This is a genomic window from Vibrio sp. OPT18, assembly GCF_015163615.1.
Classification (GTDB): Bacteria; Pseudomonadota; Gammaproteobacteria; order Enterobacterales; family Vibrionaceae; genus Vibrio; species Vibrio coralliirubri.
The window spans coordinates 3,274-22,787 of sequence record NZ_JADDYK010000010.1; the positions used below are offsets into that span (position 1 = coordinate 3,274).

The following is a 19,514-nucleotide window of genomic DNA, read 5'->3' on the forward strand; positions in this document are numbered from 1 at the left end:
CACTTACCCAACCTGTTACCCAAAATCATTTTTTAAAACGCCACTTAAATATAAAAATCATAACGTTAAATGACAAATTCAGATTACGCCAGCCCCTGTGCTTATGAAAAGCATTGCTAATGCCAGCATAAAAAAAACCACTCGTTGTTTATTAGAATGGCAGTTGCACACTATGACCCGCCCAGCGGAAGCAAGCAATGAATGCAAAAACCCACACAATGACTCGTTTTGCTTAGTCCATTAGGCAATACAACACTCCTTTAAAAACACCACCGCCTTGACGGTGGTATCAGAGCTAGTAAATAGATAACTCTACACGACGATTCAATGCTCGGCCTTCTGATGTTTTATTATCAGCAATCGGCTGAGCCTCACCTTTTCCTTCTACTGTAATTCGGGATGAGACAATGCCTTTTTGTTGTAGATAATCAGCTACAGACTGAGCTCGCTGCAACGAAAGAGCTTGATTGTAAGAGTCACTACCAAGAGAGTCTGTATGGCCAACTATAGCAACGCCTAAAGACTCGCCGTCTGCCAATAAATCAACCATATCATCGAATAAGTAACCAGAAGCAAGCTCAGAAGAATTAGATTTAAAGATTAAGTCACCAAAGATATGCTTTCTTACTTCTTTCTCCACAACAACTTCTTTTATGACTTCAATCTGAACTTCTTTAACGACTTCTTTTATGACTTCAATCGGAACTTCTTTAACGACTTCTTCAATCACGACCATTGGTGTATCAGGTTGACCAAAGCGGTAACTTAGCCCCCAATAAGCTTGATACAAATCACCTTTACGGTCATTACGCAATGACAAGTCGTGGTAGTAATCTACACCCATTCTTGTTGATAATGCATGGGTCAATTGATATTCCATGCCGAGTCCCATAGATGTCGAAAAACCAGAGTCATCACCTTCGTTAAAAGGAGATGTAGCACCAACTTTACCAACTAACTTCAATTGTTCAGTAAGTGCGTATTTACCGCGTAATCCCAGCGTACCTAAATGAATATCTTTATCCTCTGGAATATATTGCATAAAGTCGTAACTGGCATATAATCCTAAATGATCATTAATATCAAACCCTGCATCCAACTTACTACTGAATGCACGCATTGTTGTTTCATGTTTAGAGCTTGATTCCTCTAACTGAGCCGCACCTAAACCCGCACCAACCCAATAATTTGAGCTATCTAGTAGAGCAGTAGCCATTGCAGCTTGCCCAAAAAAACAAGTAAGTAGTATTGATATTCTTGTTAATTTCATAAATAAATCCCCTTCGTTAGCACTTTATTAGCACCCTACCTAATTAAATAACATTGTTTATTTACTTCAATTTGATATTGGCAAAGTAAATAAATAATGCTTTAGTATATTATCAGCTCAATCTACAGAGTAAGCGAGGGTCGATTTTTAATTAACCCTCGCTTAATTAAAATTTAATTTCACGTAAAAACAAACGAAAGCCATACATCTAAAGGTTTTATGTTTCTTTTAAAACCTCACAAACATCCCAACCAGAATAAAAATCACCATGTCATTAGTAAAATAAGCTAAACACTCACTATTGCACCTATATAAGTCACATAAAGACTAAATCATGTTAATGCAACGAGACAGTTCGCTTATTACTTACTAATTATCCAACCTTATTAAATCTCGATTGACTTTGCACTCACGTTGTTCAATTTAGAAAAAATCACACACTGATATCAAAGAGCACTCTCAAAACAACAACTAAATCAATCAGTGTTAACAATTAATATGATATTTAAATGGATATTAATACATTATTTCTCATATCACCAATAAATGCCCACAGAATAGTGAGTTTGAAGTTTTCTTCATTATCGAATTATTAGGAGCGTAGCGTTAGGTGAAAAATAAATCATCAACATTCCAAGAGTTTTCATTAACAAGGCCTACAGACGTTAATGTATCTTCAATCTCCATTTATCAGCTCCAAAAAGTGCCAGATGCAACTCTGGCACTTCAAAAATTAAAAAATAAAAATTAAAACGTTAAACTCTTAACGCTCAACCTTCAGGATCTGAGACGCAGGATACGTAGACCGAGTTGTAAGTGCCGCCAGTGGTAACGCTGCCAGTGGAGAGGCCCACGCCGTTATAGCCAGAACCGCTCGGAGTCGCCGTCCAATGGAGGTGGCCGGACGGCCAACCGCGCACGGGATACAACCAACCGAAGTCGTCGCTGAGAGCCGTTAACTCGCCAACTTCCGGTAAATGCCAGTTAGTTCGTCCACCGAGACTATGGGTGTTGTAGGTCGTGCACAGTGTATTTGCGTTATCCCAGTTAAATCGGTAAAAATCACCTGCTGGGCCAGAATATCCAGTTTCAGAAAAAACTGAGTTTGTAACACTACCGCCAATGCTGTCTAGATAGGCCACTGATGGTGAGTTGGTGAATAATTTACCCCCACCACGGTCAAATAAGTCGATGATAGGGCCAGCTAGGCTGCTGCTAAAGCTTACCTCCGCATCCGAGCTTTTATCACCCCAATTCGCTGTCAATGTAAAATCACCAGGAGTACTGCTGAACACCGACACCTCAACGTCCCCATCGGCATCAAGTGTCTCACAACCTGTTGGTATACAACTCCAAGTTATATCACTCTTATCCTCTGATGCTATTTTTATGTTTTCTAACCCAAGGGGATTACCATTCTCATCCTTCAAATGATAAGATACCAATACTGCCCTCGTACCATTCGAAAGTTGACCGTTGTTCTTAATCGACGCACTCAAATGCCCTGTCGCTTTATCTGCAACAAAATTCACAACTTGACTAGTCAACTCATTCGTTAGATCATCATTGTCCGTCACCTTAAATCTGAGTGTGCCTACTTTCGTGTTCGACACTCCAACTTCCGTCACTGACCCAAACTTTGCGACATTCTCAATATGTAAATTAGTCGTTGGAGCAGTTCCATCCACGCGCGTCAATGAAAACGAATCTGCTGGCGTAGGCATAGCGACGTTCGCAACACGGTGCAACTCACCATCCGCAACAACCGTGTCACTTAACATCGCTAACGTCATTGAGCGACTCTTTACACACGTCGTGTAATACCTAGTTGCAGAGCTATAATCAGAAACAATCCCCGTATTAAGGTTATAGCCTTTGAAATCTGTACTCTGTGTTGCCAAATACAATTTCTCTTTTGGCCATTTATTCAACTCATCGGTGGATCTCTCATTACGCAACGTGTTTAAATCCGTTACTGTTGGTAAACTGCCAACTGTTCTACAGTAATTATTCGCAGACGTGCTGTTGTAACCCGCTATAGTATGTGTTACTCCAGTATCCCAGAGCGCCGATACATTATAACTCTCGCTCGCTTGCTCATAAGTCTGTGGCGCAATATAAGTATTTCCACTAGTAGTAATATCAGACCAATCCACATCATCACCCGCTTTTATTGACGTTGTAATTTTTATCAACCCAGGTGTATAGCCACCATTCCAGTCTGCAATGATATAGCTGACATAATGGTCCCCTACAGTAGGGGCTGTGAAGTCAAACGATGTATTAGTGATAGAATCAGGGTTTGTTGCCTTTACGGTTGCAGTGAAACTTCGAACATCGACTAACTGCCAATCTTCTTCATCTGGCTCTACAATGTCCAACCCTGAAAGGGTAAATAAATTTAGCGTTATTTCATCATCCATAAACACTGAATCTTCAGGGTATGCCGCATTATAGTCGTACTTATCGTTACCTATCGTTGGAGCTCCATTACTCTCAGCTGAAAGCGTGACGTAAATTACGCCCATAACACTCTCAGTCGGCGCAGCAGAATCATCCAATGTGAACACAATACGGTTCCAACCTGACGATTCAGGCAGCGTATAGTTGATGACATTATTCTCTGCCCCCACAGCCTCCCCAAGATTGCCGTCCATGCCATGCACATTAACCGACTCAAAATTAAGCGTATAGGTGTCTTTCCAAACACCCACAAGTAAAGCTGGCAAATCAAATGGCTCAATCTGTTCAACATTGTTGCTAGGCGGCAGAACTAACGCCCTTGAAATCGGTGGCAGCATAGCGTCTGAGGCTTCAGTAGCCAGTACGTTCAAATTAACCCGAGCTTCCGGCATTCCCGATTGCGTTGCTGTGTAAGTAAAATGGCAAAACGTCCCCTTTTCAATATTAACGTTTATCCCCAAACCATTAATGGTCGGGTCACCACACAACAAATTGTCTACATCTTCCTTAACTCCAGAAATTCGAACGTCACTACCTCGAATGTACTGAGATAAATCTATGTGGGTGTCAGAATTTGGCTTAACCACGCTAAAACCGTCCATCGCCAACATTGGCGTTTGTGGGATTACCACGTTATTACCGCCGTTACTCTCATCGTCCCCTCCACCACATCCGACCAGCACTAATGCACTAGTGAAAGCAGCAAGTGAGAACAGCCTTTTTACTTTATTCATAAACTGACTTCCTACCTTAGAAAATGTTAAACACAGTTACACTCGGGCCTCAAACATCAATACAAATTTACCTGTATAGGTTTCACCACTAAATTCAAGCTCAGAAACAGGGGCAAAATCGACTTTAATCTTTGCGATTGCCCTATCTGTATTTACTGCACTAATCACCGCGGGACGATCCGATGTGATATTGGAAATACCATCGATGATGTATTGGGTTTCTCCCTCACACCCGGACATACAGGTGACGTTGTATTTAATTTCTTTCTCGCCCGATGCTGACTTCAGACTAAAATAATCCCCCGATTCTGGTGCTAGCAAACTCACCAAAATACCATTGGTAAAATACCCTGTTGCCGTCACGGTATACGTCGTTTCACCACTCACTTTTAAAGGGTAGTGATGCTTCACCGCCATAATGTGATCATCACTCACGTCAATCGAATGCAAAAACGTAGGCGTATAATCTACGACCACAGATAATGAAAAACTTAGGGTGTAACGCACACGTATCCCATCTCGCACATAATCATAAAACGCGGTGATAGGTAATACACCCTGATAAATCCCCTTCGGAGAGCCCTTAAAAGCATTCATCCAAGCGATACCATCAACGGACTCAAGATATGGACGAAAATGCGTGATTGGGCTCTCTAATTTTTCAAGTTCTATTTGTTTGTTGCCCGCACCCATACCAGTGACGAGCACCTCATTACCATCACCACCAACATTAGCCAATCCTGAACTTTCAACAAAAGTGGCCGCTCTACTTGACAATCGATACACCATTCCCTTAACGGTAATAGGAAGAGAGACGAATACTCCATTAGAAGAAACATCAACGGTTCTAGCTCCATTATTCGTTACACCACCAGGGATAACGGACTGAGCAGCAGGTAAACGCAAAGGAAGCTCCCAATAACTTGGTGCCTGTCCATCAGTAATGTTATCCAAAGACACCCTCTGAAACTCTTGACCTTGCATTTTAACTTCTATTTGAGAAGCCAAGACGCACACAGGAAACCAAAGGAAGACAAAGACACTTCCCCATAGACGGAGTTGTTTGGTAATACCCATCACACACCCTTATTTGTCGATGTTTGCCCTAATTTTAACGTAAACGCTTCTTTATAATCCGAGTTATGCGTGCTCAGCTCGACGTCAATTTCTGATGCGTTCAGCATTGAGCCATAAAGTGCAATAGGTAATTTTCGTCCTGACAAGGCATACACAACAGTGGAACAAGAATCTCGCTCCTTCACTTTCGTATCTTCCGGACATGCATCAAGTACAGCCCTTAAATACGTCTCGCCGTTATTGATAAGTGTCAAACCATCTTGAACATATTTCATCTCATAATGAATGGGCTTATCTTGCGAAGCAGGCACAACCACTATCGGCGCAAAGCCCATAGCCACCTTAACTGCATGGGTGACCGGTTCTCCTTTTTCAAAATAAGGCGTAGGAACAAACGACAACTGATACGCTTGGTCTTGTGGCACAGGATTTGATTTCAAAGCCATGGATTCGACTTGAAACAATTTTCGTAGCTTCGGGTCGATCACAGCTCTTGCTGGGCGAACTAACAAACTCCACTGATCAATATTTTCACGAGTGTACGGAAGTTTGACAATCTCTCCGTCTTTAACATCCAATTGCGAAATGCCCACTTGAATAAACTGCCGATAATCCGCACCGCTAGTGATGGTGAAATTTGTTCGGCCTTTTTCCGTGAACCTAATCATAGAGTCAATACCAAGTGCCTGGCTTGTTAAAGGTAGAAACGCTAACCCTAACAAACAATATTTAAATGTTTTCTTCATGGTCCAATCTCGATGTAAACAGTTGTTTAGTATTAATAGAGTCCAAGATAACGTAAGCATCAAGGCTCTCAAGTAAAGCTCGCTGCGCTAGTGAATATGATGTCTGATATTGCACGTACACATATCGCACCGAACCGACTTCAATCGACTTTGAAGTTAACCCTACTTCACTTAAACGAATTAAAATGCTTTGCGTATCCTCACTCGATTCATACTTACCAATATAAATAAGCGGCTCGCTGTCACTCACTTGCGCAACTACTGGTGATTCGTCTTGACGAACCAATTGACCATCAACGTTTTCCAGACCAGGCAAGCAATAAGCTTGGATGTATCGCTCTTTCCCCATCAAGGTTGGGTTGTAAACGCAAAGGCGCTTATCAGACACTAACTTAAAAGGTAAATCATGACGGTAGTTGACTCGGAAGACACCATCATCAGATAAAATCTCAACGCTTTTACATCCATCACCAATACAACTCGCAAGAGTTATAGGATTACCATTCATGTCATTTAACATAAACACTTGGGATTTGAGCGGTATAATTGCGTTATCCAGACGATAATATGTTCCCGGCATTGCGAGTAGTTCTCCGTCGATATCTTGTGCATCCACGTTTCTAGATTCGGTGTCTAACTCAAAATCAACATTCGAATACACTGGCAACTTTATTAATTGAGACTGACCAATTGGCACAAAATCATCATACCAATATTTACCATTTCGCAATGCGGTATAGTTAACCTCAGACTCTCCATTGGCCTCGGATTCTTCTTGCCACTGAGGTGTTAACTCAATAAATGCCTGACCACGCTCAGACGTCAATGCGCCACCACTTAAAGACATCATTTGTGTGCCAGAAATACTTCCTGATAATGAACGCTCACCAGTCGTATCTGCATATGCATAAGTGTCGTAACGCACAACCTCATTATTGCCCGTAATCGAGACCGAACCATCACCAATAGTTAAAGAATCGTCACTGTAATGCTTTATTCCTGTTTGGGCAGTACCACTCCAATCATCCTCTGAATGAGTATAACGGGCGTCAGCATAAGAATACATTTGCTCATCATCATCGATATTTATACCGACGCGGCTATAAATATTGCTACCAAAGCGACGACTCCAAGAAATGCCGGTATTATAGGATTCTTGTTTTCGTTCATTCCTGCTATAAGAAGAATTCAAACTCAACTCCCCCCCCAATAAAGGGTGAGTCCACATAAATGAAACATTATCGCTAGATAAAATAGAACGACGACTTTCACTTTCATACCGGAAATAATTGAGATAAGTTCGCCCTATTACCCAATCGCCAAACACACCCGCACCATATTCACTAAAATTATCTTGGCTATAAAGTAGCTGAGTTAAGTTGTCTGGATTATCGAGATCATCATGCTCAAGCCTACGCATACTGAATGAGAAAGGGGCTAAATTGAGTTGACCAAACTGATATAAATCACCCGAACCAAACACTCCGGCTGTGTACTGGAGGTTAATCTCTTGAGTGAAGGAGAAGCGAGAACCCAATAACCACTGAGCATTATCACCATTACTTACCACCCCAGAACCTACTAACCACGACTCCATCGGTCGATAAGAAAAGAGCGTACGTAAATATTCACGATGCTCCACCGAATCCAACGTCTCACCCGATACAGTAGACTCATTATCCTCGTCATCTAGCCGTCCGATATCAAAGCGGTAATCCCATTCACCAACTGGTAATGCGAAAGAGTTACTATTAACAACTTGACGTTGCTCTTCAAAAACAATGGACGTACCTTGTTTAAGGCGTAATGTCACGGTGTAAGTTCCTGTTGGTAATTCATCGTATCCAACGGACTGCTCACCAGCATTCACTACCTTAGACAGCAATAAGCGTTCGCCTTGATAAATTTCTAATTGCCCCCCTTGCTGCGCAAAAAAATTCAAACGTTGATGGGCGGTTAACGACCCCTTAAGCAAATTCGCGCTACTCCCTATTGAGGCAGCGGTACCTGAATAATTACCACCATTATTCAGGAAATCTGTACTATTTAAATGAACGCTGTTCGAATCTTGGTAACCAACAATGGCGCGATGGCCATCTTTTTCATAATTGTAAATAGCGCGATGTAAGTCAAAATCCTGCTCACCATCAATGTTCTGGTATTGTGAATCAACCGACAAATACCCCATAGGCAAACCTAGCAAAGTCTCATTCATCCAATTGGCATTTTGTGTGTTTTGATTAGTGTACACGTACAAGTTAGACCAGTTAACCAAAGCGCCCTTTGCAGTTGCAGAGTTGTAGTATTCTGCTTCCCCAGAATATGTAACCAGCATATCTGACGTAACGAAAATGCGGAGCAACTTAGCATCATAATCGAAAACAAAGCTTGGCTGACCAAGTTCCACTTGAGGAATACACATTGCTAAAGAAGAATCGCACCCAGGATTGGCAGGTACGCCTTTACTCAACTGTGAAATAATCTTCACCGAAGCCGCTTGGGTTAAATTTTGGCGTTGTAAAAAATCCAACAACATCTCACTAGATTGTAGTTTTTCAGGTAATTGAAAAATGTCATAACTTACGTTTGCTACTATTTTCTCACTGCGAGGCATTCCCTCAACCACAACTTCAACCTGTTCAGTCCTTTGCTCAAAAAAGTCCGCAAACTCTAATGGGTATTCATTTGCAGATACAGCAAACGAACCACCAATCAAGTTCACTATCGATAACCGCAAAAACCAGCTCATCATAAACCCACCACTTCAACTTGAACCTTAAGCGTTCCAAAACAACTCTGCGAAATATCTTCTTGCTGTGGAACCGATTCATACACCAAGTTCATCACATGCGAATCGAACGCTCCATTAAACTCCGAGCCTTCCTGAGACCATTCAGCGTTGTTTAATTTAACCTCCACACCAACCTCACCCGATATTTCGCATTCATGAATTGAGGTTGGAAGTGTCAAACGATAAGGCAAATCGCTGCCGCTCAAAGACACTACGTCAAAAGGAATGGATAAAGGTTGAAAACGCTGTTCCTCAACAGAATAAACCGTAAGAAACAATGATTCTTTTGCTTGGATTTTAATAGCGTCTGAAGTATTGCCATCAATCGTAACTTGAGGAATAAAAATGCCTGAACCCAAGTTTGTCGCCATAACCGAGCTAGAGAAAATACACAGAAACACATTGGTAATTATGACTATTCTGAACATTATACCTCCTTAAAAAAGGAGCACAGGGCTCCTTATTTAATTGTTTATCTTTGTTAAGAACTAGCTTTTACAGCGTAACAGTTGACACTGCGACAACCGCTGCTACTTGCCATTTATCATTTGCTTCAGCACCTACAAGCACGCCTTGAGCTACATCTTTAGCCACTTTAATCTCTGCCACTTGACCTGCGACGTACTCTGTAGGCGTAGTTGAAAGAACTGAGTTATTTGCTGTAATTGTAAAGTAACCACCTTGGTCATCATCAGTTAACAAACCGCTCGTACCTGTTTTGATACTTGCTAGAGTTACCTGGTAAGAAACATCTTCGTTATCAGTTGTTGAGTCAAATTCGACACCTGCAGAATCCGCTACGACTTTAAAGGAAAATGCAGATGAATCTACTAGGTTAACCACACCAGTTTTGTTTTCAAAAACAAGAACACCATCTTGTGTATTCGTTTTAGCTAATTCTTGGGAACCATCACCTGTTACCAACCAAAAGTTTGCGTTCGATGTTGATGATTCAGGCACAGTACCAGCCCACTGAAAACTTGCAGAGCCGATATCAGCTGCAATTGCTGAGTGAGCCAAGCCCATTGTTGCCACTACTGCTAGAGTTAAAAGTGTTTTTTTCATATTTAAATTCCTATTTTATTAATTTTCATTACTGTTATTAACAAAGCGCACATTATTAGTCACGCTTTATTTTAAAAGAAAAACAGTCATTAGTTTCTCTTTTAAAATAATAAAGACACTAATACTAACTAAATGAAAATCTACATCGATATAATTTCTCATATACTGCTTGTGCTTTTTTTACACGAGCATGCATTTTAGGAGCCTCACTGCCAATATCATGAATTATAACCAGACGATAAAGTCTCAAACTCACCTCGAGTTCGTCCTTTGCCTTTTCATAACGTCGAACTAAATCTTCATTGTTTAATATCAACTCATGATCTCGCTGTTTTTGATAGACTTCTTCTAAATTCACTTGGTGTAACTCCAACTTTCGATTTAAACAACTTTACCGCATAACTAACCGAATTAAAACCACAATTATAACTAATTCTCTCTAAATTATCACCACTATTAAACAACTCATCGCAGAATATTTTCACTCTTATATCATTTGTAAGTTCAGCAAAAGTTAAATTTTTTTTAGCTAATTCTTTCTGAACGGTTCTCTTGGAACAAAAACTCAACTTTGCAACTTGCCCCAAATACAAATCCGGATTTCTTGCGTTATCATTTATATTTAACATTATTCTTTCGATTAAAGTGTTTTTTTTATTTTTATTTTTATTCTTAATTCCTCTTAACATTAATGGAATAGAATGGATAGAAACAAATAAAAAAGCATTAATCAAATCATGCTCAACACTCAAACTCTCCAAAGCATCTCGAAGCATTTTTATCGAACAAAAATCGAGTTGACACCCCTCTTCAAAATACCTCACCAGCTGCTGTCCCTGGTCACAATAAATCGAAATTGGTACTCTTATACAATATACTGCATTGTAGTTACTAAAATTCCTTACCGTTATGGTATTTTTACTGGAACAATAAAAAGTACAAGAGGGGACAATGTGTTCAAACATATCATTTTTAACAAAAAAACTTTGCTCAGAAAAAACCAAAAAATAACCCTCTCCCCGTGAATGAAAAGTTTTAACACTATCATCAAAGCTAGTGAACTTAACATCCAAACAAGAATTAAACTCACATTCCTTTTTAGAATCAATCGCACCAAAAACAAACTTATTCATTTATTTTAATAACCATAAGAAGCGGATGTTGGATAACAACAAGAGGCAATAAAATATCACTTACTTCTTTACCCCCTCTGACTATCAATTTTTTCATTTTGATTAAAATACCTTTGCTTTCTTAGGTTTAATTTACAGGAAATTACAACGTTGTCGCTACACAGCAACAAGAGTGTGCGCTTTTTTACCATTTGCAATTAATTAGTGCGCGTTTTTTATATGAATTTAAAAGTACGATATCTAACTTCACAAAGTGAAGTGTTATTAATTTCAACAAACCGCGATAAGTTATGAAACTGTACTATTATAAAAAATGAAAACACTGCAATAAATCATTTTCAATCATATACATACAGTGAAGAAAAAATCAGCATTTTTATACACCCTCGGAAATATAAGCTGCACAACTATATCTTCGATATGACTATCACCGAAAGTGGACACCTTTCTTTGGGCACTCTATTTCATTGCTTTTAAGAATTTATTCCATTTCGCGGTAAACACCGTGTGGTCGACGATGTTTACTTGCTCATCAATGAACCCTAGCACCATTGGTATCTACACAGATTGAGCAAAAACCGTTCTGGCCAACTCTTTCATTCTGTTGATTTCCTTTGTTGTATAAGTGTTTAATACTACGCACATTTGAAAGGACACCCAGAGACCTGCAAGTAAGGCTGAATGTGTCACTGGCTTTGAACACTTCGTCAAACGCCCACTTGATTTCACTAAAAACCTTTAAATTCATTCGCTTCTTCTGACTTATCTGAGTAAAGCTTGAAAACGAGTGTGGTCGCAACACTGGCTACAACTAATCGTTTGAGTATCAATTCACCCGCTGTCTGTTGCCATTTCTCACGCTGATGACCATTCGTTTTCAACAGTTTGAACCAAGACTCAATATTCCAGCGGTGACAATATCCCATCGCTACCTCTGTCGCTTCAACATCGAAAACATTCGGCAATAAATACCATCTTGCTAACTCATTGCCTTTCTCATCTGTCACTAAGCTCATTACAAGGCGACATTCAGGCACTTGCGACACCAACTTTTCCGACTTCCTCTGCAACTCAACCTTTGTCTATCCAACAAAAAGATAACGTTCTCTCCCTCGTATTGAAACGACCCCTTTTATATCTAGAACTAGATTTCGACCTTATTGCTTCGGCCCTTAAAATTGCCCTTCATGACGGAAGGTGGAGGCTTTTTTGTTCGTGTTAGCCAATTTTAGACCCTAAGCGTCTTAGGTCTTTTGCTGAATCCGCTTCCCTATAAACAACGTGGACTAAAGGCTTATCTAAACGCAATTGTTCTTGCCACTAAATGCTTCCAAACAATGAATCCAGATGGCTTTGTTTCGGTTGAATGTATTCAGAGCGACATTGCTAAATTCCTTTGCCAGTCAATAAATTAAAATCTGCTGGAGCAATAGACTCTTCCGTATCAGCATCAATGAGCAGAAAGGCTTGTAGCTTGTAGCTCATAACCCACATCCATATCATGAGACATCTGGGTCTTATCAAACTTACTCTGATATTTAGAAAAATTGATACGACACCAATCATGAGCCATCAAAACATAGTGACTTTAAGTCTCTTTTACTCCACCTCGTGCCAGCACGTTCATCGGACTACTCAGCATAGGAAAGGTCACATTGTCATTGTGGTAAAGCGCCATGTTGTTTGGGTCGAAGACCAAGATTGCGTATGGTGTTCTAATGATTTAGCCCCAGGGCATTAGTCGAATTCACAGTCATATGTTCCATAACAATGATCTGATATCGTTATAGAGTCTTGATTCTAAGAGACACGGAAAATGATGTTGTTCAAAAAGAGTCATAATCAGTAAAGTGAAAGAATAGTTAACTCTCTTGATCATTGGTCCTTGGATCAGTTCCCTTAATCAAATCAATTGCTCAATATGCGACCAATCTATGTAGACACCTATGCCCTAACACCCCATTAGAACAATTTTATTAGCAATGAATAACCGCGCTGTTTACACGGTTAGAGCATTTAAATTCCAGCCTTTAAAAGGACGGTGCGGTACAACACATCATCAATCGCCACAATCTTCTCCTTTCTCACTCTACGGATGCGTGACTCATTCTCTATAAACCTCACATCCAATGCATAGTTTCAACTTGTCGCGACTTCTTACTGCATCCAATACTTGTTGCGCGTTGAGTGCTAATAGACTGATATATCTTCGAATTTCTTCAGTTTTTCACTGCTTGATTTTTTTCTTCAACCTTATAGACCAACTTGATTGCACTTGGTAAGCGGTCCCAACAGTAATCTTTGCCTATCCACCTTTTATCAATGATTAACTGCTCGCAATGGAAGAACTTCTATGCGTCCCAAGACCTGCACTTACTTAGCTGAATCCATCATACGTGTGAGATGTGGTACCTCCTCGTATCGATGTGTTGCACCAGATTCAAGCTCGCATCGGGCAATAAGTGATTGCTCGCTGAACTAATAGCCTCTTTACTCAAAAATTCCAATTTATAATGTTCTTGCCGTAACGCTGTTAAAGTACTGTACGCATTTTTTGCTGGCTTTTTGAGTAGTTATATATGAAAAACTCAATACGTCTCCTGAATTTTTTTTATCGTAAAGACAAAAAAAACCTCGCCTTTGCGAGGTTCTTACATATCAGATTGTTATAATTCAGCTTTTAATATTTTAATTTCCGTATTGGTTACTTCATGTCTAGCAAAAATTATTGCTATATGGGGATGCTCTAATTGTTTACTTAACTGCGCCTCTAGTGTCTGGACTTGGTTACTCTCAGTGATAACAGGAGTAACAGGGGTATTCAAAACTGAAGTGGCTATTGGAACAACTCCACTCCATGAAAACGTTACTTCCTGTGCTAACGCAATAGGCATTCCAACTACTAGACTAACAAAAACCATGAATGCTCTAATCATAAAATATCCTTATCGTTACGATTCGTCATTTTAATCATAGCGTATCTATTGCTTTAATGTAAAAGGCTCGATTAACAAAGCTGGAACGTAACTCACAACAACTCTTAATGAAGCTATTATCAAACGTGACGCTATATTCCCGATTCCGATTTCAAAAAAACATAATGTCTATGAAGTGAGGCATTTAGCGCCTTACCCTGTAGCTTAATAATCAGTTATAGTTAGTGACCGTACCCTTCAATTAGCCATTGCATGCTGATGTGTGTCCACAAATGTTGTGTAACCAATTCCATAACCTACGATCTAATGAGCGACATTCACTTCTTCTCGTTGCCCTAAGTCTATACCTCGTTACAAAACCACTACCTGGTAGTAATAAAACCAATCGCTCATTAACCGCGGTTCTATGCGACGAAGAACGCTGTATATTGTAGTCGATACAAGCACTCATGAAATTATTGCAGCAGAGCTAAGTTTATAGATAGAGAAGTACTCCTGAACTTACTGAAACAAACACGCCGAAGTATCCGAGGTATCTGGTGAAGTCGCTTACGACACGCGAGCGTGTCACGCTGCTATTAAGATTAAGCGAGTGGTTGTCCTTATCCCCCAAGAGAAGGGACTGCCCTCTCGGAACGCAACTACCTTCGAAACCTCGCGGTGGGTTGTCAGAAGTTATACGGCGCAAATAAGTATTGAAAAGAGCGGTATGGTTACCACAAACGCTCACTCTCAGAATCGGCGATTAAATTGACAAAACACCAATCGGTTCATTAAATCACCATTATTTTAAATTTCCCGTCAAACGGTCACGCAGCTGATAATCATTGACCTCAAAAACTACCTTCATGGTTAGGGTTGAAATTCCTAACCATGAACTGCCCTTTGCTGTGTATTTCAGTGATTGCGATCGCTCTTTTCGCAGTTTTTCAAACTGGTGGCCGTTTTTCCAATTTACTTTTATATTGATCTCTTGCGTTATATTCAATTTTAGAGAGGCAATGCTCAACAAAACCTTGATTATAACCACCTACTGGATTGAGCATGGACGGACTTCAAACGTACTCATCAACTTTTTTGAACAATTATCACCACAAACGAGAGACGGCATCCATGAGGTATCAATGGATATCGACCAATCTTACCAATCAGCGGTGAGAAAGGCTCCTCCGAATCCAGACATCGTTTTTGACCGGTTTCACGTTGTGCAGAACTACTCTCTTCTGATAAGGAAAGAGCGTAATAAAGCGTTTAGGAAAGGAACGCATGACGAGAAAAATTCTTAAGGGGACGCTATTTTCACCCCTCAAAAATGCGCAGAATTTAAGCGATAAGCAATCAGGTAGGCTGGATGATTTACTTGAAAACAATAAGCACTTTGTACTATTTATATGCTCAAAGAGCAGCTGCAAGCCTTATGGGGGGAACGTGATTTTGACTTGATGATCGCAGCGCTTGATGCGTGGTGCCAGCTTACTAAAAATACAAGGATCTTATCTCTCATCAACTTTGCAGATGCACTTTGGGAGACAAGAGTTGGGATCTGTAATTATGCAAAATATAAGCTGACGAATGCCCTAGTGGAAGCTGGGAATGTATCGATATGCCTTCTTAGACGGGAGAGCCCGAGGAGTCAGGGATACTGATTACTTTAAATTGAAGATTAGACAAACCTCAATCCTAGAAACTCACTCTACCTCTCACCCAGAAATCAAGCTCATCTAAGCAGAGAAGAGCCGATAAAGTAACTTGAAGTCACGGCTGTTTGTTAAAAGAGCTAATTCAAAACAGTCCTGTAAATAATTCTGTATAACTGCTTGGGGTTACAAGTAATCAGTCAGTCTGTCTTCGAACATAATCATAAAGCGATTCAAGGCTTGTCGCCAGTTCCTAAACGCCCTCCTTTTTCGATACGTTTTGGATCACTAGATACACCACCTTCCTTGCTAATTCATCCGTCGGGAATAGCTTACGTTTCTTGGTAGCCTTTCTGATTATGCTGTTCAAGGATTCAATAGCATTCGTTGTGTAGATTGCTTTTCGGATATCTTGACGATAACCGAACAAGGTCTTCAGGTTGCCCCAGTGTATTGTTCATTAACGACTTGAGGGTATTTATCATCCCACAACACGATGAGTTAAGCCCATTTCTTTACGTAGAATTTGACTCACTCATACACTGTAGTGCGTATTTCTGAGCATTCCGATCAGTCATTTCGGGATTATCCGATCACCCATTTTCGGTTTAAACCGATCACTGATTCCGCGATTATCCGATCACTTTTAGCCTAACTCCGAAATCGGTGATCGGAATAGCGAAAACCGCGATCGGAATGCCCGAAATCCTTCCTTTTTCTCTTTTAAATCAATAGCTCGCTATTCTTTACTTCTTAAACAAGAACGTAAGGAAGCGACCATGGCCAAAAAGAGAACTCCAATGAACAAAATCAAAGAGGTATTACGCCTTAAGTACGACTGCGGTCTCTCAAATCGCAGCATCGCTTCCTGCCTGAAACTCGGCCCCTCCACCATCTCGGAACTCCTGACTCGCTTTAAACAAAGCCAACTTGGCTGGCCTCTACCCGAAGGTTGCAGTGACACAGAACTCACTCAGGTGTTGTATCACGGCAAGAAAGCCAGTCGCGATAAAGTCATGCCAGATTTTACGCAATACGCAGTTGAACTCAGACGTAAAGGCATGACGAAGATGTTGCTCTGGCAGGAATATCATGAGCAATATCAAGAGAAAGCTTACGCTTACACTCAGTTCTGCGAGCACTTCACTCGCTGGTTCAAAACCCAAAAGCGCAGCATGCGCCAGCTTCATGTGGCGGGTGATAAGCTGTTTATCGATTACTGTGGCCCTCGGCTTCAGGTGGTGAACCCTGACACAGGCGAAGTGCGCGAAGCCGAAGTGGTTGTGGCGACCTTAGGCGCTTCCAACTACACCTATGTGGAAGCCTTCCCCAGCCAAGGGAAGTCTTACTGGTTAGAGGCGCATGCTAATGCCTTCGAGCACTTCGGTGGCGTCCCCCATCTCTTGGTCCCCGATAATCTACGCAGCGCGGTCACCAAAGCGAATCGTTATGAGCCGAGACTGAACGACAGCTATCAGAAACTGGCGAATCACTATCAAACCGCCGTAATGCCTGCTCGCCCCTACAAACCGAAAGACAAAGCCAAGGCGGAGAATGCGGTGCTCCTCGTCGAACGCTGGATCATGATGCGGCTACGCCACCAAACCTTCTATACCTTCAAAGAGCTGAATCTCGCTATCCGAACACTGATGGATGAGTTAAACCAACGTGAGATGAAACAGTATGGCGCGAGTCGCAAAGCGCTGTTCGAGAAACTCGATAAACCTGCATTAAAGCCGCTGCCCAAGCAGCGATACCTCTATACCGAAACGAGACGAGCTAAGGTTGGGCCTGATTATCACATCGAATATCACCGTCACTACTACTCGGTTCCCCATCAACTGGTGGGTCACCATGTCGAGCTGGAAGCCTCCAACCGTCTGGTGCAGATCTACCACCAAGGTAACTTGGTCGCTCAACACCCACGCAGTCAAAGAGAACGCGGAAACAGCACCCAACCAGAGCACATGCCGAGTAATCTTCAACATCAGAAGTGGTCGCCTGGACGCCTGCTCAACTGGGGAGCCAATATCGGCCCAGCCACACGAGAAGTCGTCAATAAGATGCTGAACGCCAAACCTCATCCAGAACAGTCGTATCGCTCCTGCCTTGGGCTGCTCAATCTGAGTAAAACCCATGGCGAGTCGCGCTTAGAGCAAGCCTGTAAAGATGCGCTGATGCTGACAAAACCGAACTACACCTTCATCAATAATCTGCTGAAAAACAATCGCGAGGGGCAACTGAGTAAAGATAAAACGAATACGCCGAACCTTGTTCACAGCAATGTTCGTGGCCCGAACTGTTATCACTAGGAGAAAGGATATGAACGCACTCAATGACCAACTTAAAACCCTGCGCTTGAGCCATGCGGCGAAAGCGTTAGAGCAGCAACAAGAGCAACTGACCACCTACGCTGAGCTGGACTTCGAGGAGCGGTTAAGCTTGCTCCTGGAGAGTGAAATATTGAACCGTAATCAGAGCAAAATCCAACGCTTAAAACAACAAGCCAAGCTGAGAGTGGATGCTCAGCCGAGCCAACTCATCTACAAGGAGGGACGAAACCTTAACCGCAAACAGATGAGCGAACTGCTAACGGGTAGCTATCTGCACAAGCACCAGAACATCTTGATCACAGGTCCAACAGGCGCAGGCAAAACCTATCTTGGCTGCGCTCTGGCAACCAGCGCCTGCGACCAACAGCAAACCGTCAGATACTACCGATTAACTCGCTTGCTCAATGACCTGACCGCAGGTCGTCTGGATGGTAGCTATCAAAAGCAACTTCAATCCCTAGCTAAAAAAGCGCTGCTTATCCTCGACGACTGGGGGATGGAAAAACTGACTCAAGAGCATGCGGGTCACTTGTTAGAAGTGCTGGAAGAGCGTTATCAAAACAGCAGCACAATCGTCATCAGTCAGTTACCTGTAAAAGAGTGGTACAACATGATCGGCAACGCCACCGTCGCAGACGCGCTCATGGATAGGCTGGTACACAATAGTCATCGAATAGAACTGGGCGGTGAGTCAATGAGAAAACTGGCGCAATCCGATCACTTAGAGTAAAAATGGGAAGAGAGAAAAACGGCAGGATCCCCCTGTGTCAGCATAGTTGTCGCCTAGGTTTTTAAGGAGATAACTATGCCAGCTAATCCAGTTCCAATTGATGTAAAAACAAAAGGTCAAACTTGGTTGTTACCACCCTATAATTGGTCTCATCGAAGAATAGCTAAAGAACTAGATGTGAGTCCGTCCGTGGTATCTAAGTGGAGAAATGAACTTGTTGAAAGCGGCCTATTGTCTACAGCGCCGCCGTTAGAAAACACTACTACTGGTTATTCAGCGGAGCAGAGATTTTTCATAGTGATTGAAACTGCAACAATGTCTGAACGCGAGTTAGCTGAATACTGTAGGTCTAAAGGGTTATTTGTTGATGACGTTAAAGCCTGGCGAGCACTATCTATCAAGGCGCAGAGCGCAACATCGACTTCAATATCACACAAAGAAAATAAACAACTACGTGAGGAACGCAGAAAGGTAAAAGCGCTGGAAAAGGAGTTGGCACGTAAAGAGAAAGCACTTGCCGAAACAGCTGCTCTACTGGTTTTGCGGGAAAAGTTCAATGCCCTCTGGGAAACCAGCGAGGAAGACTGATTCCTATCTCA

The 19,514-nt window shown here is 41.6% G+C and carries 13 protein-coding genes and 5 pseudogenes; 7 read left to right on the forward strand and 11 right to left on the reverse strand.

Going from position 1 to position 19,514, the window contains the following annotated elements; translation table 11 throughout:
* Nucleotides 1-82: 82 nt before the first annotated feature.
* Nucleotides 83-196: pseudogene (locus tag IQQ51_RS00640) on the forward strand (integrase); the annotation flags it as partial.
* A 99-nt stretch (nt 197-295) separates the two neighbouring features.
* Here IQQ51_RS00640 and IQQ51_RS00645 read toward each other — a convergent pair.
* Entirely contained in the window at nt 296-1,270 is a 975-nt protein-coding gene (locus IQQ51_RS00645; RefSeq protein WP_193840087.1) for an OmpA family protein, read from the reverse strand.
* 610 nt (nt 1,271-1,880) lie between these two features.
* On the opposite strand from IQQ51_RS00645, the gene IQQ51_RS00650 reads away from it, so the two are divergent.
* Nucleotides 1,881-2,021 (forward strand): hypothetical protein, encoded by a 141-nt coding sequence (locus IQQ51_RS00650; RefSeq protein WP_193840088.1) that lies wholly within the window; start codon nt 1,881-1,883, stop codon nt 2,019-2,021.
* Between the two features lie 19 nt (nt 2,022-2,040).
* Here IQQ51_RS00650 and IQQ51_RS00655 read toward each other — a convergent pair whose 3' ends face one another.
* The 9 genes and pseudogenes from IQQ51_RS00655 to IQQ51_RS00695 form a co-directional block, all read right to left on the reverse strand.
* Nucleotides 2,041-4,467 carry a DUF1566 domain-containing protein gene (locus tag IQQ51_RS00655; protein ID WP_193840089.1) on the reverse strand — a complete coding sequence of 809 codons (2,427 nt, stop codon included), beginning with the start codon at nt 4,465-4,467 and terminating at the stop codon, nt 2,041-2,043.
* A 36-nt stretch (nt 4,468-4,503) separates the two neighbouring features.
* Nucleotides 4,504-5,544: a hypothetical protein gene (locus IQQ51_RS00660; protein WP_193840090.1), complete on the reverse strand. Its 1,041-nt coding sequence runs from the start codon at nt 5,542-5,544 to the stop codon at nt 4,504-4,506.
* Nucleotides 5,544-6,290, reverse strand: a complete 747-nt coding sequence (locus tag IQQ51_RS00665) for a hypothetical protein (protein ID WP_193840091.1) — start codon at nt 6,288-6,290, stop codon at nt 5,544-5,546. The genes IQQ51_RS00660 and IQQ51_RS00665 overlap by 1 nt, the downstream gene beginning before the upstream one ends.
* Nucleotides 6,274-9,042 (reverse strand): TcfC E-set like domain-containing protein, encoded by a 2,769-nt coding sequence (locus tag IQQ51_RS00670; protein ID WP_193840092.1) that lies wholly within the window; start codon nt 9,040-9,042, stop codon nt 6,274-6,276. Before IQQ51_RS00670 ends, IQQ51_RS00665 begins: the two co-directional genes overlap by 17 nt.
* A complete protein-coding gene (locus IQQ51_RS00675; protein WP_193840093.1) occupies nt 9,039-9,509 on the reverse strand; it encodes a hypothetical protein in 471 nt (156 codons plus the stop codon). Before IQQ51_RS00675 ends, IQQ51_RS00670 begins: the two co-directional genes overlap by 4 nt.
* A 67-nt stretch (nt 9,510-9,576) precedes the next feature.
* A complete protein-coding gene (locus IQQ51_RS00680; protein ID WP_193840094.1) occupies nt 9,577-10,146 on the reverse strand; it encodes a hypothetical protein in 570 nt (189 codons plus the stop codon).
* Nucleotides 10,147-10,463: 317 nt separating this feature from the next.
* Entirely contained in the window at nt 10,464-11,279 is an 816-nt protein-coding gene (locus IQQ51_RS00685; protein WP_193840095.1) for a helix-turn-helix transcriptional regulator, read from the reverse strand.
* A gap of 558 nt (nt 11,280-11,837) precedes the next feature.
* Nucleotides 11,838-13,125: pseudogene (locus IQQ51_RS00690) on the reverse strand (hypothetical protein).
* An 820-nt stretch (nt 13,126-13,945) separates the two neighbouring features.
* Nucleotides 13,946-14,215, reverse strand: a complete 270-nt coding sequence (locus tag IQQ51_RS00695) for a hypothetical protein (RefSeq protein ID WP_193840096.1) — start codon at nt 14,213-14,215, stop codon at nt 13,946-13,948.
* 415 nt (nt 14,216-14,630) lie between these two features.
* On the opposite strand from IQQ51_RS00695, the pseudogene IQQ51_RS00700 reads away from it, so the two are divergent.
* Nucleotides 14,631-14,974: pseudogene (locus IQQ51_RS00700) on the forward strand (IS5/IS1182 family transposase); the annotation flags it as partial.
* A gap of 242 nt (nt 14,975-15,216) precedes the next feature.
* Nucleotides 15,217-15,861 (forward strand): annotated as a pseudogene (locus IQQ51_RS00705) (transposase).
* A gap of 177 nt (nt 15,862-16,038) precedes the next feature.
* Here the strand turns inward: IQQ51_RS00705 and IQQ51_RS00710 are convergent.
* Nucleotides 16,039-16,341 (reverse strand): annotated as a pseudogene (locus IQQ51_RS00710) (transposase); the annotation flags it as partial.
* Nucleotides 16,342-16,631: 290 nt separating this feature from the next.
* Here IQQ51_RS00710 and istA point away from each other — a divergent pair.
* From istA to IQQ51_RS26525, 3 genes are all read left to right on the forward strand, one after another.
* Entirely contained in the window at nt 16,632-18,164 is a 1,533-nt protein-coding gene (gene istA / locus IQQ51_RS00715; protein WP_193840097.1) for an IS21 family transposase, read from the forward strand.
* A gap of 10 nt (nt 18,165-18,174) precedes the next feature.
* Nucleotides 18,175-18,915, forward strand: coding sequence for an IS21-like element ISVch3 family helper ATPase IstB (gene istB, locus IQQ51_RS00720; RefSeq protein WP_193840098.1), 741 nt, complete (start codon nt 18,175-18,177; stop codon nt 18,913-18,915).
* 75 nt (nt 18,916-18,990) lie between these two features.
* Nucleotides 18,991-19,503, forward strand: coding sequence for a helix-turn-helix domain-containing protein (locus tag IQQ51_RS26525; RefSeq protein WP_228012630.1), 513 nt, complete (start codon nt 18,991-18,993; stop codon nt 19,501-19,503).
* Nucleotides 19,504-19,514: the final 11 nt, after the last annotated feature.